23 protein-coding genes are annotated in these 25,060 nt (G+C 72.6%); 7 read left to right on the forward strand and 16 right to left on the reverse strand.

Going from position 1 to position 25,060, the window contains the following annotated elements; all coding sequences use genetic code 11:
* Nucleotides 1-257: 257 nt before the first annotated feature.
* Together BN6_RS24665 and BN6_RS24670 are read left to right on the forward strand one after the other, a co-directional pair.
* On the forward strand, nt 258-1,721 hold the full coding sequence (locus tag BN6_RS24665) for an aminotransferase class I/II-fold pyridoxal phosphate-dependent enzyme (RefSeq protein ID WP_041317975.1): 1,464 nt from the start codon (nt 258-260) through the stop codon (nt 1,719-1,721).
* A 110-nt stretch (nt 1,722-1,831) separates the two neighbouring features.
* Nucleotides 1,832-2,827 carry an SDR family oxidoreductase gene (locus tag BN6_RS24670; RefSeq protein ID WP_015102477.1) on the forward strand — a complete coding sequence of 332 codons (996 nt, stop codon included), beginning with the start codon at nt 1,832-1,834 and terminating at the stop codon, nt 2,825-2,827.
* A 24-nt stretch (nt 2,828-2,851) separates the two neighbouring features.
* On the opposite strand, the gene BN6_RS24675 is transcribed toward BN6_RS24670, so the two are convergent.
* Nucleotides 2,852-4,030, reverse strand: a complete 1,179-nt coding sequence (locus BN6_RS24675) for a zinc-dependent alcohol dehydrogenase (RefSeq protein ID WP_015102478.1) — start codon at nt 4,028-4,030, stop codon at nt 2,852-2,854.
* A 284-nt stretch (nt 4,031-4,314) separates the two neighbouring features.
* On the opposite strand from BN6_RS24675, the gene BN6_RS24680 reads away from it, so the two are divergent.
* The gene (locus BN6_RS24680) at nt 4,315-4,524 is read left to right on the forward strand and encodes a hypothetical protein (protein WP_015102479.1); all 210 of its coding nucleotides are present in this window, start codon (nt 4,315-4,317) and stop codon (nt 4,522-4,524) included.
* Between the two features lie 48 nt (nt 4,525-4,572).
* Here the strand turns inward: BN6_RS24680 and BN6_RS24685 are convergent, their stop codons facing one another.
* The gene (locus BN6_RS24685; protein WP_015102480.1) at nt 4,573-5,049 is read right to left on the reverse strand and encodes a DUF6098 family protein; all 477 of its coding nucleotides are present in this window, start codon (nt 5,047-5,049) and stop codon (nt 4,573-4,575) included.
* Between the two features lie 221 nt (nt 5,050-5,270).
* On the opposite strand from BN6_RS24685, the gene BN6_RS24690 reads away from it, so the two are divergent.
* Together BN6_RS24690 and BN6_RS24695 are read left to right on the forward strand one after the other, a co-directional pair.
* Nucleotides 5,271-7,775 (forward strand): molybdopterin oxidoreductase family protein, encoded by a 2,505-nt coding sequence (locus BN6_RS24690; RefSeq protein ID WP_015102481.1) that lies wholly within the window; start codon nt 5,271-5,273, stop codon nt 7,773-7,775.
* 3 nt (nt 7,776-7,778) lie between these two features.
* Nucleotides 7,779-8,237: a hypothetical protein gene (locus tag BN6_RS24695; protein WP_015102482.1), complete on the forward strand. Its 459-nt coding sequence runs from the start codon at nt 7,779-7,781 to the stop codon at nt 8,235-8,237.
* 12 nt (nt 8,238-8,249) lie between these two features.
* Here BN6_RS24695 and BN6_RS24700 read toward each other — a convergent pair whose 3' ends face one another.
* The 6 genes from BN6_RS24700 to BN6_RS24725 form a co-directional block, all read right to left on the reverse strand.
* Nucleotides 8,250-8,675, reverse strand: coding sequence for an anti-sigma factor antagonist (locus tag BN6_RS24700; RefSeq protein WP_015102483.1), 426 nt, complete (start codon nt 8,673-8,675; stop codon nt 8,250-8,252).
* Nucleotides 8,676-8,890: 215 nt separating this feature from the next.
* Entirely contained in the window at nt 8,891-10,822 is a 1,932-nt protein-coding gene (locus BN6_RS24705) for a hypothetical protein (protein WP_015102484.1), read from the reverse strand.
* Nucleotides 10,823-11,099: 277 nt separating this feature from the next.
* Nucleotides 11,100-11,294, reverse strand: coding sequence for a hypothetical protein (locus tag BN6_RS46885; RefSeq protein ID WP_015102485.1), 195 nt, complete (start codon nt 11,292-11,294; stop codon nt 11,100-11,102).
* Nucleotides 11,295-11,307: 13 nt separating this feature from the next.
* The gene (locus tag BN6_RS24715; RefSeq protein WP_015102486.1) at nt 11,308-12,459 is read right to left on the reverse strand and encodes a class I adenylate-forming enzyme family protein; all 1,152 of its coding nucleotides are present in this window, start codon (nt 12,457-12,459) and stop codon (nt 11,308-11,310) included.
* A gap of 43 nt (nt 12,460-12,502) precedes the next feature.
* Nucleotides 12,503-13,327, reverse strand: coding sequence for an alpha/beta fold hydrolase (locus BN6_RS24720; RefSeq protein WP_015102487.1), 825 nt, complete (start codon nt 13,325-13,327; stop codon nt 12,503-12,505).
* Between the two features lie 21 nt (nt 13,328-13,348).
* Nucleotides 13,349-13,630 (reverse strand): hypothetical protein, encoded by a 282-nt coding sequence (locus BN6_RS24725; RefSeq protein WP_041313899.1) that lies wholly within the window; start codon nt 13,628-13,630, stop codon nt 13,349-13,351.
* A gap of 187 nt (nt 13,631-13,817) precedes the next feature.
* Between BN6_RS24725 and BN6_RS24730 the strand changes: the two genes are divergently transcribed.
* Nucleotides 13,818-14,975, forward strand: coding sequence for an alcohol dehydrogenase catalytic domain-containing protein (locus BN6_RS24730; RefSeq protein WP_015102489.1), 1,158 nt, complete (start codon nt 13,818-13,820; stop codon nt 14,973-14,975).
* On the opposite strand, the gene BN6_RS24735 is transcribed toward BN6_RS24730, so the two are convergent.
* The 6 genes from BN6_RS24735 to BN6_RS24760 all read right to left on the reverse strand — a co-directional run bounded on the left by BN6_RS24735 (nt 14,953) and on the right by BN6_RS24760 (nt 22,864).
* A complete protein-coding gene (locus tag BN6_RS24735; protein ID WP_231904742.1) occupies nt 14,953-16,113 on the reverse strand; it encodes an FAD-dependent oxidoreductase in 1,161 nt (386 codons plus the stop codon). The two genes, BN6_RS24730 and BN6_RS24735, sit on opposite strands and share 23 nt — an antisense overlap.
* 35 nt (nt 16,114-16,148) lie before the next feature.
* Entirely contained in the window at nt 16,149-17,363 is a 1,215-nt protein-coding gene (locus tag BN6_RS24740; protein WP_015102491.1) for a cytochrome P450, read from the reverse strand.
* A gap of 45 nt (nt 17,364-17,408) precedes the next feature.
* On the reverse strand, nt 17,409-18,545 hold the full coding sequence (locus BN6_RS24745; protein ID WP_015102492.1) for a 3-oxoacyl-[acyl-carrier-protein] synthase III C-terminal domain-containing protein: 1,137 nt from the start codon (nt 18,543-18,545) through the stop codon (nt 17,409-17,411).
* Nucleotides 18,546-18,566: 21 nt separating this feature from the next.
* The gene (locus BN6_RS24750) at nt 18,567-19,337 is read right to left on the reverse strand and encodes an SDR family NAD(P)-dependent oxidoreductase (protein WP_015102493.1); all 771 of its coding nucleotides are present in this window, start codon (nt 19,335-19,337) and stop codon (nt 18,567-18,569) included.
* Between the two features lie 27 nt (nt 19,338-19,364).
* Complete coding sequence (locus tag BN6_RS24755) at nt 19,365-21,023, reverse strand: HAL/PAL/TAL family ammonia-lyase (RefSeq protein WP_015102494.1); 1,659 nt, start codon at nt 21,021-21,023, stop codon at nt 19,365-19,367.
* Between the two features lie 653 nt (nt 21,024-21,676).
* Complete coding sequence (locus tag BN6_RS24760) at nt 21,677-22,864, reverse strand: cytochrome P450 (protein ID WP_015102495.1); 1,188 nt, start codon at nt 22,862-22,864, stop codon at nt 21,677-21,679.
* Nucleotides 22,865-23,604: 740 nt separating this feature from the next.
* On the opposite strand from BN6_RS24760, the gene BN6_RS45945 reads away from it, so the two are divergent.
* Nucleotides 23,605-23,916: a hypothetical protein gene (locus tag BN6_RS45945; protein WP_148303000.1), complete on the forward strand. Its 312-nt coding sequence runs from the start codon at nt 23,605-23,607 to the stop codon at nt 23,914-23,916.
* A gap of 61 nt (nt 23,917-23,977) precedes the next feature.
* On the opposite strand, the gene BN6_RS24770 is transcribed toward BN6_RS45945, so the two are convergent.
* Nucleotides 23,978-24,625 carry a hypothetical protein gene (locus BN6_RS24770; protein ID WP_015102497.1) on the reverse strand — a complete coding sequence of 216 codons (648 nt, stop codon included), beginning with the start codon at nt 24,623-24,625 and terminating at the stop codon, nt 23,978-23,980.
* A complete protein-coding gene (locus BN6_RS24775) occupies nt 24,622-25,017 on the reverse strand; it encodes a hypothetical protein (RefSeq protein WP_015102498.1) in 396 nt (131 codons plus the stop codon). Before BN6_RS24775 ends, BN6_RS24770 begins: the two co-directional genes overlap by 4 nt.
* Nucleotides 25,018-25,060 lie beyond the last annotated feature (43 nt).

Below are 25,060 nucleotides of genomic sequence, written 5' to 3' on the forward strand. Positions count from 1 at the left end.
GCGCCGACTGTTTGACGCCCTGACCGCATACCCAATGGGGTGAAACACCAAACCCGGCCGGTAACGCCGAATTCACCTGCGCTTTCGTGCGGTGTGCCGCCACCCCCCGTACCCCAGGCACCCGGACGCCGAGCGAACGGGAGTCGGAGCCGCACGCGTCCGACCGGCGGGTTATCACCGCACCCTGACGACCCGCGCGATGTCACCCGAACGGGTCAGTCGGATTGCGATGGACCACCGTCGGCTACTCCTCGATCATGGATCACAGCGAAGTGCCCGTGCTCGACGCGTTGCAGGACTTCCGCGACCACGGCTACACGCCGTTCAACCCGCCCGGCCACCGCCAAGGCCGCGGTGTGGACCCCAGGGTGCTCGACGTCCTGGGCCGGGACCTCTTCGCCGCGGACGTCATCACACCCAACGGCCTGGACGACCGCCGCACCACCGGCCGCGTGCTGGAACGCGCCCAGGAGCTGATGGCCGACGCGGTGAACGCCGACCACGCGTTCTTCTCGACCTGCGGCAGCTCACTGTCGGTCAAGAGCGCCATGCTGGCCGTCGCCGGGCCGCACGAGAAGCTCATCGTGCCCCGTCACGCGCACAAGTCGGTCATCTCGGCGCTGATCCTCAGCGGCGTCTGCCCGGTGTGGATCGCACCGCACTGGGACGCCGAGCGGCACCTCGCGCACCCGCCCGGCCCCGACGAGGTGCGGGCGCTGTTCCGGGCCGAGCCGGAGGCCAAGGGGATGCTGCTGGTCACCCCCACCGACTACGGCACCTGCGGCGACATCCGCGCGGTGGCCGAGGCGTGCCACGAGTTCGGCAAACCCCTGATCGTGGACGAGGCGTGGGGCGCGCACCTGCCGTTCCACCCCGACCTGCCGCCGTGGGCCATGGACGCCGACGCCGACCTGTGCGTGACCAGCGTGCACAAGTCGGGTGCGGCCGTGGAGCAGAGTTCCGTGTTCCACCTCCAAGGCGACCGGGTCGACCCCGCCGCGCTCAAGGCGCGGGAAGACCTCCTGGGCACCACCAGCGCCACGTCGCTGGTGTACGCGAGCCTGGACGGCTGGCGACGCCAGATGGTCCAGCACGGCAAGGCGCTGCTGACCTCGGACCTCGCCCTGGCCCGCACCACCCGCGCGAGCCTCGACGAGCTGCCGGGCCTGCGGGTCATGGGCGAAGCCGAGTTCACCGGGCCCTCCCTCGCCGACTCGCTCGACCCGCTCAAGCTCGTGGTGGACGTGTCCGGCCTGGACATCAGCGGCTACCAGGCCGCCGACTGGCTGCGCGAGCACCGCCGCGTCACCGTCGGGCTCTCCGACCACCGCCGGATCGTCGCGCACTTCACCCACGCCGACGACGAGCGGTCCGCCGGCGTGCTCGTGGACGCGCTGCGCGCGCTGACCCGCGACGCCGGATCGCTGCCGACCCCGAAACCGGTCGACCTGCCTTCACCGCGCGAGCTGCAACTGGAGACCGCCATGCTGCCGCGCGACGCGTTCTTCGCCACCGTCGAACAGGTCCCCGCCGACCAGGCCGTCGGCCGGATCGCCGCCGAGATGATCACCCCCTACCCGCCGGGCGCGCCCGCCGTGCTGCCCGGCGAGGTCATCACCCGGGAGATCCTCGACTACGTCCGCAGCGGCCTGGCCGCCGGCATGGTGCTGCCCGACCCCGCCGACCCTGATCTGGAGTCGGTCCGCGTGGTGGCCCGCTGACCCGCCAGAACGTCGAGCACCGGAACGCCCAGCGGTACGCGCTCACCCGGCGAATGAGCGGGGCGCGGCCGGGTATCCCCGGTTACCCAGTGCGGAGTGGAGTGAGGCCGATGCCGAAGCAACTGTCGGAACAGGTCGTGGTCGTGGTCGGGGCTTCGTCGGGCATCGGGCGGGCCACCGCCCTGCGGCTCGCCGCACGCGGCGCGCGGGTCGTGTGCGCCGCGCGGAACCTCCCGGCGTTGGACACCCTGGTCGCGCAGATCGGGGAACGGGCGATGGCGGTGCGGACCGACATCACCGACGAGGCCGCGGTCCACGCCCTGGCGCGCGCCGCCGAACAGCGGTTCGGGCGGATCGACACGTGGGTCAACGTGGCCGGGGTGGGCGTGGTCGGCCGGGTCGAGGACGTGCCCGCCGCCGAGTTCGACCGGGTCATGAGGGTGAACTTCCTCGGTCACGTCCACGGCGTGCAGGCGGCCCTGCCCGCCCTGCGCCGAGCCGGCGGCGGGGCGGTCATCGGCATCTCCTCCGTGGAGGGCGTGCGGTCGGTGCCGTGGCAGGCCCCGTACGCGGCGAGCAAGTTCGCCCTGCGCGCGCTCTACGACAGCCTGCGGGTGGAACTGGCCCAGACCGGCGACCCGATCACGGTCACCACCATCCTGCCCGCCGCGGTCGACACGCCGTTCTTCGAGCACTCCCGCACCCACCTGGGCGTGCTGCCCAAGCCGCCGGCGCCCGTGTACGCGCCCGAGCTCGTCGCCGACGCCGTGGCGACGGCCGCCGAACACCCGCGACGCGAGATCCCGGTAGGCGGCGCGGCGGCGGTGTTCTTCCTCGGCCAACGCCTGTTCCCCGCGATGACCGACGCGCTGATGTCGGTGCGCGCACTGGCCGAGCACCTGTCCCGCAAGAGCGGCCCGGACAACGAGGTGGACAACCTCCACACGACCGTCGCCGGGCCCGGACGCATCCGGGGGTCGTACCCCGGTCGGGTGATGCGGCGCAGCCTGTTCACCACGCTCGCGTCCCGCCTGCCCCGACCGGGTGAAATCCTCGCCGCCGCGGTCTCCCGGTCGAACGGGTCGAACGGGTCGAACGGGAGGTGACCGCGCTGCCGAGCCCGCGTCACGTCACGGCTTCAGCAGCACCTTGACCGCGTTGTCGCGCTTCTGCTGGAAGATCTCGTACGCGTGCGGCGCTTCGGCGAGCGGCAGGTGGTGCGTGGCGAAGTCCTCGGTGCCCAACGGGTCGTCGTCGGTGAGCAGCGGCAGGATCTCCGGCACCCACCGCAGCACGTTCGCCTGCCCCATGCGCAGCTGCACCTGCTTGTCGAACATCTTCAACATCGGCAGCGGATCGGCCATGCCGCCGTAGACGCCCGACAGGGAGATGGTCCCGCCGCGCCGCACGACCTCGATCGCCAGTCGCAACGCCGCCAGCCGGTCCACCCCCGCCGTCTTCATGAACCGGGAGGCCAGGAAGTCCGGCAGGAGCCCCACGGCCTGGTGCGCCGCCTTCGCCACCGGCGCGCCATGCGCCTCCATGCCCACCGCGTCGATCACCGCGTCCGGCCCGCGACCGCCGGTGAGTTCGCGGATGCGGTCCACCAGGTCAGGCTCCAGCAAGTCCAGCGCCGTCACCCCGCGAGCGCGCGCACGCGCCAGGCGCTCCGGCACCAGGTCGACCCCGATCACCGTGCCCGCGCCCCGGTGCAGCGCGACCCTGGTCGACATGTCGCCGATCGGCCCCAGGCCCAGCACGACGACGCTGGTCCCCTCCCGCACCTCGGCGTACTCGACCGCCTGCCACGCCGTGGGCAGCACGTCCGAGAGGTACACGAACCGGTCGTCCGGCGGCCCGTCCGGCACCTTGATCGGCAACGTGTTGCCGAACGGCACCCGCAGGTACTCCGCCTGACCGCCCGGCACCTGCCCGTACAGCTTGGTGTAGCCGAACAGCGCCGCGCCCGAGTCCTGCTCGCGCACCTGCGTCGTCTCGCACTGCGACTGGAGGCCCTGGCCGCACATGAAGCACGTACCGCACGAGACGTTGAACGGCACCACCACCCGGTCGCCCGGCTTGAGCGCCGTGACGCCCGCACCCACCTCTTCCACGACGCCCATCGGCTCGTGCCCGAGGATGTCGCCCTCGTCCAAGAACGGCCCCATCACCTCGTACAGGTGCAGGTCCGAGCCGCAGACACCGGTCGACGTGACGCGCACGATCACATCCGTCGGCTCCTTCAGAACCGGGTCGGGCACGGTGTCCACCCGGACATCGCGCCGCCCGTGCCAGGTCACAGCCTTCATCTCGCCTCCTGTTCGGTGATCAGCTCTCCACGGGTACCCACGTCGGGAGGTTCGAGACACCGCGGGCCCCCTCGGTGCCGGCCGACCACGTTGAGCGGGCCGATCCGGGACCGGGTGTGCACAATGGAGTCGCGCTCCTCGGGATCGCGCTCCTGCAACCCACCTCCGCGTGGTTTCCACCGCCGTTCACGGGCTACCCGGACTCCACATCACCCAGCCGACGCACTTCCCGCTCCGCACCCGTGCGAGGCGGATCGACGCGAAGGTCTCCAGGGAGGTCGACCATGACCGGACAGCAGCACCCCGCGCCCGGGTCGATCATCGTCTTCCTCAACCCGGACGCGCACGAGTCATCGGTGTTCATCGAAGGCGTGGTCGTCGGCGAGCCGCTCACCGATCCGGAGACGTCCCGCCCCTGGGTGCCGGTGCTGCGCCCCGGCCGGATGCTGTCGATCCTGGACGCCGCGAACATCGTCGAGGCGCGGGTGCCGTGACGCACCCGCTCCTCACGGCCGGCCACGGCGGGTGGGGAGCCGGGCCGGTCAGGAGTGCCGGCGGCGGTCCATCGGACCCCAGTCGGCGCTGCCCTGCTCCTCCACGATCTTCTCCGCCTCCCGCAGGACCTCGTCCGCGACCCAGGCCACGGGCCGGTCGCACGCCACCAGCGGCTCGTTGTCCGGGCCACGCCCCAGCTCACGCCCGCGCAACACCCACGGCCGCACGCCCGGCCGCCGGAGTTCGCCGAGGTGCCGGTAGTCGTACAACCGCCGAGCCAGCCACAGCTCCACCGACCGGTCACCCCACCAGGGCTCGACCCGCAGCGGGTTGGCCGACAACCCGGACAGGCGGACCCCGGTGAGTTCGTCCCGGCTGCGCGCGCTCGCACCCAGGTCCACCCCCGGCCCCTTCGACCAGCGGACGTACAGCTCGTCCTGCCGCGAGTCCTGGAGCAGGTCCGCCAGCTCCGCCAGGTCCCCGATCGTGGGCAGGTCGTCCAGTTCGTGTGGTTCCCCTGTCATGCCACGGGTGTTCCCGCAGAACGGCCGCCGACACCCGCGAGTCGGGCTTCGCCGGTTCGCCGGCCACCTGCGCCAGACCGAAAGGGTGACCCGGACGTCGTGTGATCTCCGGTTTGTGCTGTTCATCGGGTTCGCCGCCGAGCCGACCGGGCGGTGGTTGACGGCGGTCGCCGCGGGTAGCCGAGACGGCGGGTGCACACCGCGTCGACGGAGGGGATCGCATGGCCGACCGGATCGCGGACATCTGGGGTGCGCGCACCCCGCACGCGAGGGACGCGCCGTGGCCGGTCCGGGTCGACCTGCACCTGGACCAGGGCTTGGCCGAGTCCGATGTGGATCGGTGGGTGCAGTCGGCGTGCGTGCTGTGCAGCAACGGCTGCGGTTGTGACATCGCCGTCAAGGACGGTCGCGTGGTCGGTGTGCGGGGTCGTGCGGGTGATGTGGTCAACCACGGCCGGCTGGGCCCGAAGGGCTTGTACGGCTCGTGGCAGTGGAACGGACGCGACCGGTTGACCCGTCCGCTGGTGCGGCGCGGCGGCGTGCTGGTGGAGACCGACTGGGACACCGCGATGGAACTCGTCGTGCGGCGCTCGGGCGAGCTGCTGGACGAGGTGGGACCCTTGTCGCACGGCTTCTACACCAGCGGCCAGTTGTTCCTGGAGGAGTACTACACGCTCGGCGTGATCGGCAAGGCCGGCCTGGGCACGCCGCACATGGACGGCAACACCCGGCTGTGCACGGCGACCGCGGCGGCGGCGATGAAGGAGAGCTTCGGCTCCGACGGCCAGCCCGGCAGCTACCACGACGTCGACTCGTGCGACGCCCTGTTCCTGTTCGGGCACAACATGGCCGAGACGCAGACGGTGCTGTGGTCGAGGGTGTTGGACCGGTTGCACGGCCCCGACCGGCCGGTGGTGGTCGCGGTGGACCCGCGGCGCACCAAGGTGGCCGAGGCGGCGGTGGAGTCCGGCGGCGTGCACCTGGCTCCGCTGCCCGGCACGAACCAGGCGCTGATGAACGGCCTGCTCCGCGAGCTGATCGCCCACGGGTGGGTCGACCACGACTACGTGGGCGCGCACACGCTCGGCTACGACGAGCTGGCCGCCACCGTCGAGCCCTGCACGCCCGAGCACGTCGCCGGCATCTGCCGCGTCGACGCCGAGGACGTGCGGCGGGCCGCACGGATCTTCGGCACCTCCGAGCGGGTGCTGTCCACGGTCCTGCAAGGCTTCTACCAGTCCCACCAGGCCACCGCGGCGTCCTGCCAGGTGAACAACCTGCACCTGCTGCGCGGCCTGATCGGCAGGCCCGGCTGCGGCGTCCTGCAGATGAACGGCCAGCCCACCGCGCAGAACACCCGCGAGTGCGGCGCCGACGGCGATTTGCCCGGTTTCCGCAACTGGGACAACCCCGAGCACGTCCGCGAGCTGGCCGAGCTGTGGAAGGTCGACCCGCTGACCATCCCGCACTGGGCGCCGCCCACCCACGCGATGCAGCTCTGGCGCTACGCCGAGCAGGGGTCGATCCGGTTCCTGTGGATCTCGGCGACCAACCCGGCGGTGTCGTTGCCCGAACTGCCGCGCGTCCGCGAGATCCTCGCCAAGCAGGACCTGTTCGTGGTGGTGCAGGACGGGTTCCGCACCGAGACGGCCGAGTACGCCGACGTGGTGCTGCCGGCCGCGCTGTGGGGCGAGAAGCAGGGCACGTTCACCAACGTCAACCGCACCGTGCACTTGTCGGACAAGGCTGTCGAACCGCCGGGTGAAGCGCGTTCGGACCTCGACATCTTCCTGGACTACGCCCGCCGCATGGACTTCCGCGACCGCGACGGCGAGCCGCTTATCAGGTGGTCGGACCCGCAGGGCGCGTTCGAGGCGTGGAAGGAGTGCAGCCGGGGCAGGCTGTGCGACTACACCGGCCTGACCTACGACAGGTTGCGCGGCGGCAGCGGCATCCCGTGGCCGTGCGACGACGAGCACCCCGACGGGTGCGACCGGCTCTACGCGGACGGGGTGTTCCCCACCCACCCGGACGTGTGCGAGGACTACGGCCATGACCTGCTCACCGGCGGCACCACCTCACCTGAGCAGTACAAGGCCCAGCGCCCCGACGGCCGCGCGTTCCTCAAGGCGGCCGAGCACACCCCACCGCCGGAGCAGCCCAGCGACGACTACCCGTTCGTGGTCACGACGGGGCGCACGGCCTACCACTTCCACACCCGCACCAAGACCGGCCGCTCCCGGCAGCTCCGCCGGGCCGCCCCGCAGCCGTGGGTGGAACTGTCCGCCCGTGACGCCGCCGCACTGGGCGTCGCCGAGGGCGACCTGGTCCGCGTCGAATCGCCACGCGGCCGCGTCGAGGCGCCCGCCCGCGTCGGACGCGGCCGTGACGGCGTGGTGTTCGTGCCGTTCCACTACGGCTACTGGGACGTCGAGGACGGCCGGCACGGGCGGGCGGCCAACGAACTGACCCTGACCGAGTGGGACCCGGTGTCCAAGCAGCCGCTGTTCAAGATCGCCGCCGCCCGGGTCACCAGGCTCGCCGACGGCACCCGACCGACGCCCGCCCCCACCACGACGGCGTCCGCCCCGCACGACCCCGCGAGCGTCCCGGCGACCACGGGCGAGGACGACGTGCACGAGGACGTGGCCCCCGCCGACCCGCCCCCGCCACCACCGTCCCCGGATCGCACCCCCGGCGTGCCGCCCGCCGAGTCGAAGGGCTGAACCATGCACCTGTCCACCTACCTGGGCCTGCTGCACACCTCGCTGACCACGCTGGCCGACGCCTTCCGCGAGGTCGGCCGCGGCCACGGCGAGGAACCGGACGTGCGGCAGACCTGCCAGGTCCTCGCCGGCCGGGTCGACCGCCAGGCCGAGGCGCTGGCACCGGTCGTGGAGCGCTACGGCGAGCACCGCGAGGACGAACCCGAGCGCCTGCACGCCGCCGGGCTGGAGACGGTCCGCAGCGGGCCGGTGGGCCTGCTGCGCGACCTCCAGGACCTCTACACCCTGGCCGGCCTGACCGACATCACCTGGACCGTCGTCGGCCAGGCCGCCCAGGGGCTGCGCGACCGCGAACTGCTGGACATCGTCGACGCCTGCGAGCAGGACACCGCCCGACAGCTCACCTGGCTGCGCACCCGCGTCAAGCAGGCCGCACCCCAAGCCCTCATCGCGGCCCGGTGAGGGCGCGATCCCTCATCGCCCCGCTCGGTCCCGGCGGCCGAGGGCGGCGGCGAGGGCGGCCGGGACGGTCGGGTGCAGGTGGAGCACCAGGTCCAGGCCGGCCGTCCGGAGCGGGTGCAGCACGGCTCGCCGGGTGGCGACGATCCGCAGCTCGGTCCCGTGGAAGGCGCAGGCGTGGTGGTGCCTGAGCAGCAGTTCCAGGCCGGTCGCGGCGAGGAACACGACCTGGGTCAGGTCGAGGACGACCGGGGACGTCCCGGCGCGGGCGCGGACGGTGTGCAGGTGCCGGTCCAGGCGTGGGGCGGTGCCGAGGTCGATCTCCCCGGCCGCCCGCACGATCACGGCGTCGCCGGCGGTCGAGTCCTCGACGCGCAGCGCCCGGTCCCAGGCGGGCGCGGGGACGGGGATCGACAGGGTCTTCTCGGTGCAGCTGTTCATCGGGTGACCTTTCCCGGGAGTGGGCGACGGGGTGACCACGTCGCGTTCACGCCGGACAGGCTCGCTGCTCAACCCGTGCCGACCTGTCAAGGGTAGCCCCGGCTCCCGCTACCGCAACCCCGACGTGCCGGTGACGCTGCGCGGGCCTGCTGCCGGCACGTGCCACCTGCGTCGTGGATCCTGCCCCGGGAAGTACGGGGCACCGGGGAAGGCGATCATCCACTGTGTGGCGGAGCGGCCGCCTGGTGGACCGCCAGCGTGATCGACCCGGTGTAGGTGCGTCCCGAGGCGATGGCTGTCGGAACGCCGTCGACCGTCATGGTCACGGTGTGGCCGGGGTGCGCGGTGACGGCGGCGTCCGCGTCGATGGCGAGTTCGCTCAGGTGCGACGTGCCGGCCACCACCCAGCGTGAGCCGTTGCGGAGCTGGACGATCACACCGTTGTTGACGACCGGCCCGACGGTGTTGGTGATCGTGCCCAGCTGCCTGTACTCCGTGGCGGTGATCGTGCTCACGGCGTGGCGGGCCGCCGAGGCGGAGAGCACCCCGTCGATGTCGGAGTTGTCGAAGGCGAGGACCAGGTTCTTCCCTTCGCCGGGGACGGCCCCGCCCCGGATGGCGTTGTAGAAGTGGCCCTTGAGGGCGATGTCGGAGAAGGTGGCCGTGGCGTCGGTGCTGTGCACCTCGGTGACGTCGAAGCCGGCCAGCTTGACCGGGTCGCCGGCGGGCTCCCGGTACACGCCGGTGTTGAGCAGCCGCCCGTCTTCCTCGACCGGACCGGGGTCGTCGTCGTCCATCAGCTGGAGGACGACCCCGTTCGCGGGGTTCAGCCGGGCGCCCCGCGACCCGTCGACGGCGATCGCGGCCTGTTGCCCCTTGTTCAGGAAAGTGGCTTCCCCGGTGTCGAACACCGTGCCGCCGGTGATCTCCACCGAGCCGGCGCCGTGCCACATGACGCCGAACCTGCGCGATTCAACCACCGTGTTCCGCGTGGGCAGCGCGGCGAGTTCCGGGGCGGTGAGACCGAGCCCGAGTTCTGCGTTGAGCCGCGCGACGGCCTCGGGGGTGCTGTCGCCGTAGTGGATCGCGCCTCCTCGGATGATCGTCGCGTAGGTGCCGACCGCGAACCGCGTGCCCAGGAACCGCTCTGCCACGTCGTCGGTGGCGTACGAGCCGTACCCGTCCGGCCCGGTGTTGGCCACCGTGCTGTTGACGACGGTCAGCCGGCAGTTCCGGCCGCGCTCGGTCGACAGCACGCCCCACCCCTGCGACGAGAGCGAGGAGTTCAGGTAGGCAGCCCTGGTTCCGGTGCCCAGCAGGTTGGTGGCCCGGTTGTTCCCGGAGATGCCGAGCATCCAGGGCGCGTCCCGCATGTGGTCCAGGTCCACAGTGGACCGGTAGTCGGCGGGCAGCACACCGTCGCCGGTTCGGATCCGGGAGTTCTTGACGACCACGTCGCTGCCGTCCGCGGCGATCACGCCGGAACGGACCACGCCCGTCGTGGAGATGTCGGCACCGTCCACGACCAGCCTGGTGCCCGGACCCGTCGCCACGATGCCGGCACCGTCGCCGACGAAATCGGACCTCCCGTTGCCGGCGAAGGCAATCCTGGGCTTGTCGAGCGTGTACGCCCCGTCTTTCGCGAACACTCCGGCGAACGCTTCGCCGGTGGACGAGATCCGGACGTCCGACGCGCGGCGCCCTTCGACGCGCCCGCCCTCGACGCTCGCCAGTGCCGACTTGGCGGGCACGAGACCGGTGGCGTCCACGTAGAGTCCCTGGCGGAGCGGAAAGACGTCACCTCGATGCGCGACGAGGTTGGCGTCCGCCACGGAGAGCCTGACGTCTCCCCGGTACGCGCCGGGCGCGATCGTCGTCACGGTGCCTTCGGCCGCGGCGAGCACCGACCCGGTCTCCACCCCGTCGACCGTCAGGGTCAGGCTTCGCCCCGCCGGCGGGGCGACGGTGCCACCGGGCGCGACGGAGAGGGAATCCAGCCGGACGGTCCGGGGCACCAGGCGGGTTTCACCGGGCTCCACGGTGATCTCGGCGACCGTCGCGGCGGAACCACCGGCGGGCAGCAGCGCGGCGATGACGACCACCGGGAGCAGAAGCGCTTGCGCGCGAACGGTACTGCGTCGGTGCACGGGCCACTCCGTCCTGGTGGGATCCGCCGTCGAGCCGCTCGGCCGTCATTCGACAGCTGAGCGAACCTGACGACGCCGGCTTGACGACACCACTCCCCCGTCGCCTCTCATGGGATTCACGGTCACTTGGCGGGAGTTCGCCGCGGCCGCGCGGCCTTCGACTCCGACCGGCACGCCCTGCTCGCCACGCTGCGGCGGGACGGCTCGCCCCGGATCAGCGGCGTGGAACCGGTGTTCCGCGACGCGGACCTCTGGCTGTTCATCATGCCGGGGTCGGTCAAGCACGCCGATCACCGACGCGGTCGCCGCCGCCCGGTTCCGGGAAGTCCTCGAAGCGCGCACGGGCCTGCCGCCGCAGGCCGGGCCGGGGTTGTTCCACCTCGTCCTCGACGCGGTGTCGACCTCGCGCGCCACCGCGGGCGGCCTGGTCGTCCACTCGTCGCGCGCCGGGCACCCCGCCCGCCTCCGGCACCGGCCTGACCTCGTCACCTGGGCCGTCCGAACTGCATCGACCGCACCTTGCCGGTGGACGAGCGGTCGATCGCGGCCACCGGGGCGATGGCGCGGGGACACACGCCCAGGCGCTCGAACGCGGCCGCCAGGCGGTCGTAGGGCACCGCCGGGGGCGACACCACCAGCAGCTCGAAGTGCTCGCCCCGGACCGGGTCGCGCGTCGGCACGCAGGCGAGGTCGACGCCGGGCACGGCCGCGCGCAGCCGCGCCTCGACCGCGTCGAGGTCGACCCGCACGCCGTTGACGTTCACCAGCCGGCTCCGCCTGCCCTCGAACCGGAACCGCGCGGGACCGGTGCGGCGGACCCAGTCGTCCATCAGCCAGGAGTCGGGCCGCGGTCGGCCGGGTTCGCGCGCCAGGCGCGGGCTGCGGACGTGCAGCCGGAACTCGTCACCGGCCCGGGGCACGTCGGCGGTGAACCGGACGTCGGGCAGCAGCGCCCACTCCCCCGGGGGTTCGCCGTGCTGCCGCAGGGCGATCGTGGCGGTCTCGGTCGAGCCGAACAGTTCGATCAGCCGGCAGCGGTCGGGCCCCAGCCGGGCCACGACCTCGTCCGCCACCGCCGGCAGCATCGCCGTGCTGTGCAGGACCGCGGTCTGGACGCCCTCGAACCAGTCCAGTTCCCGGCGCATCGTGCCGAACGCCGACGGAATGGTCACCACGACCCACCGCGATCCCGCCGCGCCCGGGATCGGCGGGCCGTGCCCGGTCCGGTACCAGCTGGGGACGCCGAGCTCGGCCCCCAGCAGCACCGAGGTCCACGTGCCGTAGGAGTGCTCGGGCGGGGCGAAGGACATGATCGCGTCGGGCCGGTCGGGGCCGAGCAGGCCGGCGAGCAGCTCGGCTTCGCACCACGCCTGGCCGGTGTCGCGGTACCACTGCCGTGGGGTGCCGGACGTGCCGGACGTGCTGTGGGTGAGGCCGTCGCGCACGAGGTCGAAGACCAGTCCCCGCCGCCGGCTCTCGGGCACCAGGTCCCAGCGCACCACCCACGGCGTCCGGCCGAACGCCCCCGTCATGAACGCCGGCCGACCGTCGGCGGCCGGTTCCAGCAGCTCGCGCGGTGTCACGTGCTGGAAGGAGGTGTTCACCGCGGTGGTGCTCCGCCTGGCCGAGCCGCTCATCGTCGCCCCTCCTCGGTTCTCCGCGTCCGCGGGTGGTCCGCGCTCAGGCGCTCACCGCGCGGCCGGCACCGGCGTCCAGGAACTCGGCCACCACCGCCCCGATCCGCCGTGTGTAGGCGGCGAAGCTCGGGCACTCGCCGATCACGCGCAGCGTCCCCCGGGGGAAGGCCGCCGCCAGGTCCTCGGCGACCGCGAGCGGGTGGGCGCGGTCGTCCTCCTGCCCCACGATCAGCACCGGGGCCTCGACGGCCGCCAGGTCATCGAGGGAGAACCCGGGACGCGGCTCGGCCAGGGCGTCCATGCAGTCGAACAGCTCCGGGCGGCCGATCAGCTCCCGGGCCATCGACGTGGCCGCGAGCCGCCGGGGGTCGATCCGGTTCATCCAGGAGGGCTGCGCGTCGGTGAGCGCGTCGACCACGGCTCCCAGGCCGGCGGGGCCGGTGCGGTGCGGCCGGGCGAGTGCCGGGCGCTCGGCGCCGGGCTCGTCGAGCAGCGCCGGCGGCAGGACCAGCACCAGCCGCTCGAACCGGGCGGGGTCCGCCAGGACGAGGTCGAGGAAGAGGCCGCAGGACATCGACACGCCGACACCTCGGGTGGCGGCGGTGTGGTCGGCCACGACCCGCAGCTCCGCCACCAGGTCGGCGCGGCTCCACGGCGGTCGGGGCAGGGGCGAACCACCGTGGCCGCGGAAGTGGAGGTAGGCCCGCGACCCCTCGGTGCCACCGAGGAACGGGCGGGTCTCCGGGATGGTCTTGGCCAGGCCGTGCCCGACGACGGTGACCGGCTCGCCGACCCCCTCCACCACGTACTCGACCCAACCCCCGGGGGTGTGCAGGCGGCCGGCGGCGCTGATCCGCGGCAGGGGCATGTGCACTGACTCCCTTGTGACTCAACGGTTCCCGACACTACTTTGGTTCACCACGAGGTGGTTCACCAGCTGGGCGACCCTGGGGGTCGCGCCGAAGTCGATGCCGCGCGGGTGCGGTTCGCCGGACTCCATGCGGGTCGTCAACTCGCCGGTGATCTCCAGGAGCCGCACCGAGTCCAGGTCGAGCACGCTCGCGACGTCCTGTTCGCCGAGGGAGCGCTCCAGCAGGTCCAGCGCCCTGAGGTACCGGCCGCGCAGGTCTGCCAGCAGCTCCGGCACCGTGAGGGGAACCTGGGTGTCCACCCACCTCAAGCTACTCAGCGCCCAGCACTCTGTCAGCCGGGCACTTGTCACCTGATGTGATGAGAAAGCCAGACGCCACAGGGGTTTGCCGCTCCGGTAAAGACCTTCGCACGGCGACCACCGTCCACTGTGCACTACCGTCGAGGCGATGAACCGAGCAGCGCTCGGTTCCGGGTGGAGGAGTGGCATGGCCCCTCGCGTGTCGTTGCCAGAACAGGGTCCCTCGGCCGAGCCCGCCGAGCGCACCGCGACGAGGCCGGCGCGGATGCGGGCGCTGGTGCTGAGCGCTCCCGTCGACGGGTCCCGGCGCGGCCGGCTCGACCTGACCGACCTGCCCACGCCGGTCCCCGGTCCCGCCGAGGTGCTGGTGCGCGTGGCGCTGTGCGGGATCTGCGGGACCGACGTCCACGTCTGCCGGTTCCACGCCGACGGGACCTCGGCCTTCGGCGGCCCCGTCAGCCTGCCCGTGGTGCTCGGCCACGAGGCGTCCGGGGTGGTCGCCCGCACCGGCGAGTGGGTCACCCGCGTCCGGCCGGGCGACCTCGTGGCGCTGGAGAGCGTCCTGGCCTGCGGGACGTGCGACACGTGCCTGCGCGGCCGACCCAACCAGTGCGAGCGCGTCACGCTGACCGGGCTCACCGCGCCGGGCGCGCTGGCCGAGTACGTCGTGGTGCCGCAGACGGCCTGCCACCGGCTCGAACCGCTGCGGGCCTGCGGGTGGGGCCGGGACGAGGCGCTCCAGGCGGGCGCGCTGCTCGAACCGCTCGGCTGCGTCTACAACGCGCTGTTCGTCGAGGGCGGCGGGGTGCGGCCGGGGGAACACGTCACGGTGCACGGCCTGGGCCCGCTCGGCCTGTTCGCCGGTCTGCTGTGCCGGGTCGGCGGGGCGAGCCGGGTCGTCGGGCTGGACCCGCTGCCCGAGCGGCGCGACCTGGCGCGGCGGCTGGGTTTCACCGCCTGCCTGGATCCCGCCGACCCGCCGCCGGACCTGCTCGACGCCGACCTGCACGTGGAAGCCTCGGGGAACCCGGCGCAGACCCTGCCGGTGGTCGAACGGCACCTGCGGCCGGCCGGCCGGTGCGTGGTGGTCTCGCGCACCGACTCGCCCGTCCTGGTGGACACCAACCCGTGGGTGTCCACGGCGTCCAGGCTCATCGGCGCGCGCGGCCACAGCGGCGGGATCTTCCCCTACCTGATCAACCTCTTCGCCTCGGGGCAACTCGACCCGCGTGCGCTGATCGGCGCTGTGCTGACCCTCGACCAGGTTCCTGGAGCGCTGGCCGGCGACGCGATGACCGCGGCCGGCAAGACGCTCGTCCGGATCACCGGGACGCCCGTGCCGTGACACCAGGACTCGTGGCGAGCGCGCGTTCGAGCAGGGGGAGGGTCCGGTCCCGCAGGTCGCTCTCGTACCGCGCCAGCGATTCCCGCACCGGGCGCCCCGAGGCCAGGGCCGCCGCCAGCTCGGCGGCGTCGCGCAGCGCGCTGTTGGCCCCGTGCCCGAGCATCGGCGGCATGGCGTGGATGGCGTCGCCGAGCAGCGTCACGTTGCCCGTCCGCCACGTCGCCGGCGGCGGGAGCATCCGGATCGTCCGGGGGACGATCGTCGCCGGGGCCACACCGTCCACCAGGAGCCGCAGCGAGGGGTGCCAGTCGGCCACCGCGTCCCGCATGAGCGAGTGCAGGAACCCTTTCGGCGCACCGAAGAAGTCGTGCGGCCCGAGGTCGGGGTCGGTGATCTCCAGGCTCACCGCCACGTAGTCCTCGACCGGGTCGAGCCCCACCCCCGCGGCGGCGCGCGCCGCGTCCGCCACCGCGTGGCGCGGCTGGAAGAGACCGGCCGCGAGGTGCGTCCCGCGCGGGTCGCGGATCATCACGAAGCTGTCCTCGAACGCGGCGGGCAGCGCATCCGCCAGCTCGTCGGTGAGCGGGGCCTGCGACAGCAGGGCGTGCTCCACCAGGGGGATCACCGCGACCTCGGGCAGCAACCGGCTCCGGACGACGGAGTTGATGCCGTCCGCACCGACCAGCAAGGTGCCGCGCGCGTGGCCGCCGCCGGCGAAGTCCACGACCACGTCGCCGCCGTCGTGCCGGTAGCCGGTCGCCTCGTGTCCGAAGTGGACGATGTCGGTGATGCCGCTGAGCAGGATCTGGCACAGCGTCCTGCGGTGCACGCTGGTGTGCGGCAGGACGGGGTCGTTGGCCGGACCGAAGTGCGGGATCGTCGCCAGTTCCACCCCGTGGTGGTCGAGCACGGCGACGAGGTCGCGCCGGGGCGAACGCCGGGAGGTCGCCGTGTAGAGGCGGTAGAGGTGCTCGGGCAGGCAGCGCCGCAGCGCCGAACCTCCGTCGGCCCCCATGTGCAGGATGTACCCGCCCCACGCCGGCCCCGGCGCGCGCTCGTACACCGCGCAGGAGATCCCCGCGCGGCGCAGGCCCTGCGCCAGGCAGAGGCCGCCGACGCCGGCTCCGACGACGATCACGTGCTGCCCGTCGCTCCCGGGTGCGCGCGGCGGCATCAGCGGCTCAGCCGGTACTCGATGGGCAGCGCGGTGAGCCCTCCGATGAACGTGGAAGCCGCGCGCACCGGCGTTCCCGCCACTCGCGCCGACTCCAGCCGGGCCACGAGTTCGGTGAAGAACACCCCCAGCTCGACCTTGGCGAACGACGCGCCGAGGCAGTGGTGGCCGCCGCTGCCGAAGGAGAGGTGGCGGTTGGGGGTGCGTCCGACGTCGAACGTGAACGGGTCGGCGAAGACGTCCTCGTCCCGGTTCGCGGACGCGTAGTTCAGCAGCACCGCGTCGCCGGCGCGGATGGTGACGCCGCGCAGTTCGTGGTCCTGGGCCGCGGTCCGCATGAACGACTTGGTCGGCGTGACCCAGCGGAGCACCTCGTCGACCGCGCGCGGCACCGACTCCGGGCTGTGTCGAAGCCGCTCCCACTGGTCCGGGTGCTCGATGAGCGCGTGCAAGCCGCCGGCCAGCGCCACGCCGAGGGTGTCGTGGCCCGCCGTCGCGATCGTGACGCAGTACGCCGCGGTGTCCCGTTCCGACAGGCGGCCGCCGTCGCCACGGGCGTGCACGACGGCGGACGCGAGGTCGTCCCGGGGCTCGGCGCGGCGGTCGCCGACCACCCGGCGGAAGTAGTCGAACAGCTCCTGCTGGGCCGCCACGAACCGGTCCGGGTCACTGCCGTGGACGTCCCGGGTCAGATCGAGGATCCGGCGGTGGTCCGCCTCCGGCACACCGAGCGCCGACAGCACCACCTGGGCCGGGAACCGGTCGGCGACCTCCGCGACGAAGTCGCACGCCCCGCCCAGTTCGAGCATCCGGTCGACGTACCGCGCGGCGAGTTCTCCCATCCTGGCGTGCAGCCGGTCCACCGCGCGCGGCAGGAACAGCTTGGCTCCGATCGCGCGCACCGCGCGGTGGTCGGAACCGTCCATGTGGATGAGCGTGGTGAGGTCGGAGGTGCACTCCCCCGCGGCCCGTTCCATCGCCGTGGTGGTCAGCACCGGCCTGGGCGCGTTCAGGAACCGCTCGTTCGAGCACCCGATCGAGAGCACGTCGCTGTGCTTGGTTATCGCCCAGAACGGTCGGTGGTCGGGCGGGCTCACCCAGTGCACGGGCGCTTCGCCGCGCAGCAGCGTCAGGGCGTTGTGCAAGCGGTCGTCGTCGGCGTAGACCACCGGATCGGCGAGGGCGCGACCGGCGGCTTCCACAGCTGAACCCATTGATCCGCCTCCGTCGTCGTCAAGGGGTCGGGCGTGCGCCGAGGTCTACGGGGTCCAGCCGCCCGGGGGCACCTTCATGGACAGCGCGCCCGCCGAGAAGCTCAGGCCGAACGCCATCACCAGGCTCTCCCCCTCCGGCCGGTGCACCTGCTCGGCGAGCATGAGCGGCACCGAGCAGCCGATCGTGTTGCCGCACTCGCGCAACACCCGGTAAGCGGAGGCGACCTTGTCGCTGTCCGGGCGGACCTCGAACTCGGCGCACAGCCCGTCGAGGATCTGCTTGCTGCCGGTGTGCATGAACAGCGCCGTCGCGTCGGCCGGTGCGGCGAGGCCCGTCTTCCCGCTCGCGATGACCTCCTTGATGGTGCGGCTCGCGTACCACAGGCCCCGTGCCGCAACCCGGGGGCTGAGCGTGTAGAGCCGACGACCGTGCACGATCGGGACGTCCGAGCCGCCGTCGGGCACGGTGCCGAGTTCGGTGTCCTCCGGCAGCTCGTTGGTGAGGCTGACACCGGGACCGAACGACGGCCCGTCGCCTTCCGACTCGAACAGCACCGCGACCGCGGCGTCACCGAAGAGGAAGCCGTGCATGGCGTCCACGGTCTCCTGCCTGCGTTCGGCCTCGATCTCGCTGAAATGGGCGTACCGGCCCGGCAGGGGCGGGGAGAGCGGCGTTATGGCGTCCAGGAAGGCCGCCAGGACGTACTTGCCGGGGTTGCAGCTCAGGTACCACCGGGCGGTCTCCACGACCTTCGCGATCACCGAGCACCCCATGTACTGCACGCTGAGCGTGTCGGCCGACCTGGGGATCTCCGGCAGGTCGGCGACGAGGTCGCAGACCATGCTGGGGAGCAGGCGACCGGGGCTGCTCGTGGCACCGATGACCAGTCCGATCGACTCCGCCGGGACGTCGGCCTTGTCCAGGCAACGCCGCACGGCCCGCACGGCCAGCGCGCCGGCGGGCAGGCCCACCTCGGGCTCCGCGCCGTCGAACAGCACCTGCGGGTAGTTCGCCAGGATCGAGTGGCGGTTGTCCACGCCGAGCTTGCCCATCATGTCGGCCAACGCGTCGGAGAGCCGACCGCCCGCCGCGGTCAGCAGTTCCCCGGTCGACCAGTGCCACTCGGGCAGTGCCGACGCGATCGCCCGGACGTGCGGGTCGAGCACGGTGGTCTGGGTCATTTCGGTGCGCCCCCTCGGGGTCTAGCCGGCCACGGCGGACACGCCGCCGTCGATGACGATGTTCTCCCCGTTGATGTAGCCCGCCTTGTCCGACGCCAGGAAGACCGCCAGTTCGGCGATCTCCTCGGGCTCCGCGACCCGCCGCGACGGCGTCACCCGCATCAGGTCGTCGTGCACGGCCGACCCGATCAGGTGCCGGGTCGCCTCGCTGCGCGTCAAGCCCGGACTGATCGCCACCGCCCGGATGTTGTGCTCCGTCCCGGCCACCGCCAGGTGCCTGGTCAGCGAGATGTTCGCCGCTTTCGCGACCCCGTGCGGGATCATCGACTCGAACCGGACGCCCCGGATGCCGGCGACCGAGCCCATGTTGATGACGACCCCGCCGCCGCGTCGCTTCAAGTGCCCCCACGCGGCCCTCGTGCACAGGTAGGGCAGGTGCAGCTCGTTCTTGATCGTGTAGTACCAGTCCTCCAGCGGCTGTTCGTCGAAGGGGCCGTTGCGCAGGCTCGACGCGTTGTTGAACAGGATGTCGACCCCGCCGAACTCGGCGATCCCGGCGTCGATCCACGCCTGCGCCCCCTCCGGTTCCGAGAGGTCCACCGGTGCCAGCGCCGCCATGGTCCCGCCCGCCGCCCGGACCGACTCGACGGTGCTGTCCGACGCGTCCTCGTGCCGTGCGCAGCCGAAGACCTTGGCACCTTCCGCGCTGAACAGCTTCGCGGCGACCTGGCCGATGCCGTACCGGCCGGTGCCGCTGATGAAGGCGATCTTCCCGTCGAGCCGACCCGGCATGGGTTCCTCCCGCGTCCTGGGCACCGGTCAGACGTCCGCGTCCCAGTGCGGGCGCAGCGCCGCCACCAGGGCACCCGACCGGATCAGCCCGACGACGACGCCGAGGTCCTCGTCCAGCCGCCGGTCGTGGTCCACGAACGGGACGTGGTCGCGGATCACCTCGTAGCCGGTCCTGGTGCCCAGGCCGAGCAGGTGCGCGCCGCGCAGGTCGGCGGCCTGGCAGCCGGCCAGCAGGTGGATCGCGGCGATCTCGGTCACCAGCTCGACCACGCTGCGCGCGTCCCGCGCGGCGATCGTGCCCATGCTGACCTTGTCCTGGTTGTGGGCCTCGGTCGACCGGGAGAACGCGGTGGCGGGGTTGGTCAGCTTCAACGCCTCGGCCGCCAGCGCGGAGGCGGCGATCTGCATCCCCTTGAACCCGTGGTGCAGCCCCGCGGCCGGGTCGCCCGGGTCCACCCGGCGCACCAGGTTGGGCGGCAGGCCGTGGTTGAACTTCGTGTCGACCAGCATCGCGAGCTGGCGGTCGAGCAGGTCGCCGACGCTGGCCACGGCGAGCTTGAGCGAGTCCATCGCCTGCCCGACGTGCCCGCCGTAGAAGTTGCCCCCGTTGTGCACCCGCCCGGTCGCGAAGTCGAACAGCGGGTTGTCGTTGGTCGAGTTGATCTCGATGTCGAGCCACCGGCGCACCCAGTCCAGCGTGTCCGCGAGCACGCCGTTCACGTGGGGTGCGCACCGCACCGAGTAGCGGTCCTGGATGGGCCGGCCCAGCGGGATCACCCCGAGGCCGTCGACGTCGGGGTTGGCTTCGAGCACCTGGGGCGTGTCCAGGCACAGGTCGGAACCGCGCACGAGCGCGCGGACCCGCGCGGCGGAGCGGACCTGCCCGGGGTGCGGCTTCTGGCGGTGGATCACCGGCTCGAAGTGGCTGCGGTTGCCCATCAGCGCCTCGGCCGCCAGCGCGGTGCCCAGGTCGGCGACCGCGCACAGCCCCTCCGCGTCGTGCACCGCGAGCACGCCGAACCCGGACATGAACGACGTGCCGTTGATGAGGGCCAACCCCTCCTTGGCCTCGAAGGCGACGGGGTCGAGCCCCCGGGACCGCAGCGCGACCGCGGCCGGCACCGGTTCGCCGTCGACCCGCGCCGTTCCCGAACCCATGAGCAGGTCGGCCAGGTAGCACAGCGGGACCAGGTCGCCGCTCGCGCCCACCGAGCCCCGTTCCGGGATGACCGGCGTGATGCCGTGCCGCAGGCAGTCCACGATCAGTTCGACCACGCCGCGCCGGATCCCCGAGTAGCCGCGGGCCAGGCAGTTCGCCCGGACCAGCATCGCGGCCCGGACGACGTCCACCGGCGCCGACGGGCCGGTTCCGTTCAAGTGGTACTTGATCAGGTTGCGCTGGAGCTCGGTGGTCTTCTCCGGGCTCAGGTGGAACCGTGCGCTGTCCCCGAAACCGGTGGTCACCCCGTAGATCGGGCGGCGCATCAGGATCAGCCTGTCGCGGGCGGCCACGGAGGCGTCCATCCGGAGCGCGGCGTCCTCGCCGATGGCGATCGGCACGTCGCCGGGCTCCCGGGCGAACCTCGCCGCGTCCGCGACGGTCAACGCGTCCTCGCCGAGCACGATCCCGGACCGCGCGTCGGCGGCCGGCGGCGCGCACACGAGCGAAGGGCCATTGTCCTGCATGGTGGCTTTCCCTCCTGGGGAGCGGGAAAACGGCGGTGGCACGTGATCCCACCCGAGGAGGAAGGCACCCCGGGTCGGTTGCGGCCTGTTGCCTTCCGGCACTTTCTCGCACGCCGGCGGGACCGGCGCGTCACACCGGTTCGCGAACGCCGGCTTCGGTCAGCCGACCGAAGCGGCGGCTAATGCGGTTCCGGTGGCGGGGAGCGCTCCGGCCGTGGCGACAGCGCTCGTCGCGATCACCGGCCCCGGAACTCGTCCCATGCAGCCGAGGCTAGCAAGGACCCCCTGTTCCGGCCGGCAGGAAGTCGCAGGTCACCTGATGCAGTGACAGCAGCGACGCAGCCCTCGCTCCGGGCGGCGATCCGGGCGACCACGACCAGGTCCGAGGTCGGCGCAGGACCAGCCGGCCCAGCCCGTCGGACCGGTTCCCGGGACGTTTGCCGGGTGCCCGTCCTGGTCGCGGCTGTGGCGGTGCCGCGTCCGCTGGTGGAGTCGGCCCCCGCCGGGCGGGGACGATGTCGACCCGGCGCGGCGGAGGAGGTCCGGTACGGCCGGCCCCGATGACCGGGGACGTCTAAGATCGTCCGGGTCATCGGGGCCGGGTCGCGAATCCGTTCGCCTAGTACCAGTACCAACGGCGTTCCGGCTTGGTGTTAAAGACGCGTCGCAGCATCGCGGCCATGACCGCTCACCTCCTCCCGGTGTCCTGGTGCTCGTTCGGCCCGGGTGCGGTGCAGGGTGAAGGGCCGGGGGACGATGCCCTCGGACATGACCGCACGCGGGTCGCCTCCGGTGACCGACAGCCGGGCACCCCCGGCCAGTGCGGTCAGCGCTTCGGTGACCATCGTCTGCGCCACCGAGGCGCCGGGGCAGGCGAAGGGGCCCGCGCCGAACGGGAGGTAGGTGCCGTGCCCGCCGGGTAGCGCCCACCGGTCGGGTCGGAACGCGTCGGGGTCGGTCCAGCGGCGCGGGTCGTGGTGGAGCAGGTGCGGGCTGACCGAGACGAGCTCGCCGGCGTGCAGAGCGGTCCCCGCGAGGGTGACGGGGCCGGGGACGGCGCGGCGGAGCATCCAGGGTATCGGCCGGTGCCGCATCGCTTCCCGGACGATCTGGTCGGCGGGCCACGGCCAGGCGGAACCGGGGGTGTGGTGCAGGCAGGCCAGCAGCACCGACCAGGCCAGTGACGCGGCCACCGGCGCCGCCACGGCCCGGAACATCGTGAGGTGCACCTGGGCCACCGACCGGTCGGCCAGGTCGTCGGGGCACGCCTCCAGCACGGCGTCCAGCACGTCTCGCGGGGCGTCGACGCGCTGTTGCCGACGGTGCCGCACCTGTTCGGTCAGGGCCGCGACCACCCTGGCCCGCGCCACCTCCGCCCGCGCCCGCCGCCACACCCGCGACGAGCGGAACACCACGCCCACGTGCGCGGCCCGGTCGGCGCGACTCCGCGCTTCGGCCGGGGTGCCGGGGTGCAGCAGCAGGTCCGCCAGGCAGCGGTACACCAGCCGGTTGCCGGTCTCAGGCCACCGGCTGACCGACGGCAGCCCCGCCACCGCCGAGGCCAACTCGGCGCGGTAGTCCGGCAGGCGGGCCCGCAGGACATCACGCACCGCATGGCCGACCTCGACCTGCGCCGCCCGCGTCGGCAGCAGGTCGCCGAAGAACCCGGACCTGCCCGTGTTGAACTCCCGGCCACGCAACAGCGCGTGCGCCGCCTCCGGGTCGCCCAGGCACCACCCGCCCCCCGGCAGCGGGATCGCCCCAGTGGCGCTGCGCCGGCGAAGCTCCTCGACGTACTCCAGCGGATCGCGCCGCAACCGACGCCTGTCCCCGATCCTCATCCCACGACGCCCTCCGTGAACTGCGTCGACCTCCCGCTTTCGACTGCCCGACAGAGGTCTCCAGCTACCGCAGACTTCCCGCCCTCGGCGAAGCCGAACGGAGGCCGGCCGGCCACCACCCGTACGAGGAGACGACACCACTCGACCAGGGGCCGACCGCCCGCCCACCCGCAGCTGCGTCACCGGGCGTGGTCACCCATGGCGTAGCGGCTCCAGGTGCCGCCTACCGAGGTGGACCGGGGCACCGGCCGGGCGACAACGGGTCTGGGAGCAGGATGCCCGGCCAGGTCGTGAACCGGCGTTCCAGGGCCGGGTCGCCACGCCCTGGGTGTGTGCGTTCCTGGCAGACCCGACGTCTGACAGCCGCGACGGCACGGTCGGCGAGGCGTTGGGCAGGCTGGAGTCCAAGACCTGCGGGCGCGGCCTGGCCAGGCACCACGCGGTCATGATGACCAGCCACGGGGTGCGGACGGATGTTGGTTGCCCGGGGGGTGAGACGCTCTCTGCCGTGTTGACCGTGCGCATGAACGACATCGCGGCCCGCGCGCTCGGGACCAGTGCTGTCATACCACCGGCCGAGCTCGCGCCGGAGCTGCGCGATTTTCTCCGTGCGGGCGTCGTCCGGCGCGGCGAGGTCCTGCTGTTCGCGGGATACTCCGGTTGGGCCGACGAACCCCGGCAGGTTCGGGGACCTGACAGGCTGGGAGTGCTTCGTCAGCAGCTTCCACCTCGACGACGCGGTGCAGGTCACAATCGGGTCGACGGCGGACGGCGAGCCGGTGATCTCCGAGGAGGACCAGGCCTTGATGCTCCGGCACGGGCTCGGCTTCGCGTTGGAAGTGGTCCGGCTGGTGAACCGGCTGGACAAGCCGGTGGCGGTGCGTTGCATCATCAGCGCGAACACCACCAACGGGAAGTTCCGGTTCCACCGGGCGAGGCCGGGCGAGTCGTGGCTGACCGCCGACCTCGACTCCTACGCTCGCGGCTGGCCCGTCGAAAAGCTGATCGTGGTCGACAGCGGGCCGGCCGGTCTCGGCGGCACTCCTTGGTGACGGCAAAGGGCCGCTCGGCCTTGTGGGAGTGACGATTGGCTGTAGCGGGTCGTCTACATCACTAGGGACCGGCGGGGTTCTCGGTGCCTCGGTCGATGCCGAGGGTGGCGACGAGGTCTTCGTGGAGTTGGAACCACACGCGGTGGCAGGAGTCGATGTTCGTCTTGTCGACCCAGTCGCGGTGTCCGCCCTGTGCGCGTTGCAGGGCCGTCGCGAAGCGGGTGTCGTAGTTGCCGAACCTCGCCAGCACTCCGGCCAGGCGGGCGACAAGCGGACGCAGGTCGTCGTCGAGCGTGGTGAGTTCCGCCAGGATGCGCCCGTCCCACGCGGTGTCGCGATGGTCGTTGGGGGCGAACCTGTCTTTGTCGGTCGGCCTGATCTGCCAGTCGGTGACTGCGCGGAGCAGTCGGGCGTTGAGGGGGATGAAGTCGCGGTAGGTGGCTGCGATCTGGTTCTCCGGGTCGGCTCCGGCGCGTTCGACGGCGAGTTGGCGCTCGTTCTCGGTCTTGCCCGAGTCGGTGAGCGACCAGCCGCCGAGGTCGGCGAACTCGACGTGCTGCACCCAGCTCTGGCGTTCTGCCTCGCGCAGCACGCGCAGCGCCTCGTCCGGGCCGGTCCGGGCGCGTTCGGCGATCTCCGCGCTCTTCGCGAAGCCGAGGAGCCGCACCGCGTGCAGGATGAGAAGCTCCGGCGTCGACTGGTTCGTCATGTCCGCTTGTCCTGCCTGGCACTGAGTCGGGTGACGTACTGCTGGCACGCCTGCGGGGAGTGGAAACCCATCGCCTCGGCGATCTGGGTCCAGGTCAGGCCCTCGTTCCGGGCGGCGAAGAGCAGCCCGATCTCCACGCCCTCGACCTCCGCCCGTGCCGCCGGGAGCAGCGCCAGTGCACTCAGGAGATCGTCCCGGGTGAGGTCCGCCGACCGCCAGAGCGCATACTGCGTGAGGTCGACCGCTGTCGGGGGGACGGGGCCGGGCCGCCACGGGCGTGGCTCCAACCGGTCGGCCCCCAGCTCCATGAGCCGGTCCTGGGCGTCGCGCTCGCGTTGGCCCTGGGCCTGGTCGGCGCTCCGGGTTCGGTCGAGATCGTGCTTGCGCTCCATGCCACCCACTCTGCTACCTTCAACAGAATGTTGTCAATGTTTT

Origin of the sequence: Saccharothrix espanaensis DSM 44229 (assembly GCF_000328705.1) — a bacterium.
GTDB lineage: Bacteria > Actinomycetota > Actinomycetes > Mycobacteriales > Pseudonocardiaceae > Actinosynnema > Actinosynnema espanaense.

What these genes read in the sequence shown, in the direction of transcription:
- BN6_RS24670 (WP_015102477.1), top strand. Translation starts at nt 1,832, where the DNA reads ATGCCGAAGCAACTGTCGGAACAGGTCGTGGTCGTGGTCGGGGCTTCG.
- BN6_RS24665 (WP_041317975.1), top strand. Translation starts at nt 258, where the DNA reads ATGGATCACAGCGAAGTGCCCGTGCTCGACGCGTTGCAGGACTTCCGC.
- BN6_RS24740 (WP_015102491.1), bottom strand. Translation starts at nt 17,363, where the DNA reads ATGGGTTCAGCTGTGGAAGCCGCCGGTCGCGCCCTCGCCGATCCGGTG.
- BN6_RS24745 (WP_015102492.1), bottom strand. Translation starts at nt 18,545, where the DNA reads ATGACCCAGACCACCGTGCTCGACCCGCACGTCCGGGCGATCGCGTCG.
- BN6_RS24680 (WP_015102479.1), top strand. Translation starts at nt 4,315, where the DNA reads ATGACCGGACAGCAGCACCCCGCGCCCGGGTCGATCATCGTCTTCCTC.
- BN6_RS24760 (WP_015102495.1), bottom strand. Translation starts at nt 22,864, where the DNA reads ATGAGGATCGGGGACAGGCGTCGGTTGCGGCGCGATCCGCTGGAGTAC.
- BN6_RS24775 (WP_015102498.1), bottom strand. Translation starts at nt 25,017, where the DNA reads ATGGAGCGCAAGCACGATCTCGACCGAACCCGGAGCGCCGACCAGGCC.
- BN6_RS24685 (WP_015102480.1), bottom strand. Translation starts at nt 5,049, where the DNA reads ATGACAGGGGAACCACACGAACTGGACGACCTGCCCACGATCGGGGAC.
- BN6_RS24730 (WP_015102489.1), top strand. Translation starts at nt 13,818, where the DNA reads ATGGCCCCTCGCGTGTCGTTGCCAGAACAGGGTCCCTCGGCCGAGCCC.
- BN6_RS24755 (WP_015102494.1), bottom strand. Translation starts at nt 21,023, where the DNA reads ATGCAGGACAATGGCCCTTCGCTCGTGTGCGCGCCGCCGGCCGCCGAC.
- BN6_RS24715 (WP_015102486.1), bottom strand. Translation starts at nt 12,459, where the DNA reads ATGAGCGGCTCGGCCAGGCGGAGCACCACCGCGGTGAACACCTCCTTC.
- BN6_RS24720 (WP_015102487.1), bottom strand. Translation starts at nt 13,327, where the DNA reads ATGCCCCTGCCGCGGATCAGCGCCGCCGGCCGCCTGCACACCCCCGGG.
- BN6_RS24675 (WP_015102478.1), bottom strand. Translation starts at nt 4,030, where the DNA reads ATGAAGGCTGTGACCTGGCACGGGCGGCGCGATGTCCGGGTGGACACC.
- BN6_RS24770 (WP_015102497.1), bottom strand. Translation starts at nt 24,625, where the DNA reads ATGACGAACCAGTCGACGCCGGAGCTTCTCATCCTGCACGCGGTGCGG.
- BN6_RS24750 (WP_015102493.1), bottom strand. Translation starts at nt 19,337, where the DNA reads ATGCCGGGTCGGCTCGACGGGAAGATCGCCTTCATCAGCGGCACCGGC.
- BN6_RS24700 (WP_015102483.1), bottom strand. Translation starts at nt 8,675, where the DNA reads ATGAACAGCTGCACCGAGAAGACCCTGTCGATCCCCGTCCCCGCGCCC.
- BN6_RS24690 (WP_015102481.1), top strand. Translation starts at nt 5,271, where the DNA reads ATGGCCGACCGGATCGCGGACATCTGGGGTGCGCGCACCCCGCACGCG.
- BN6_RS24695 (WP_015102482.1), top strand. Translation starts at nt 7,779, where the DNA reads ATGCACCTGTCCACCTACCTGGGCCTGCTGCACACCTCGCTGACCACG.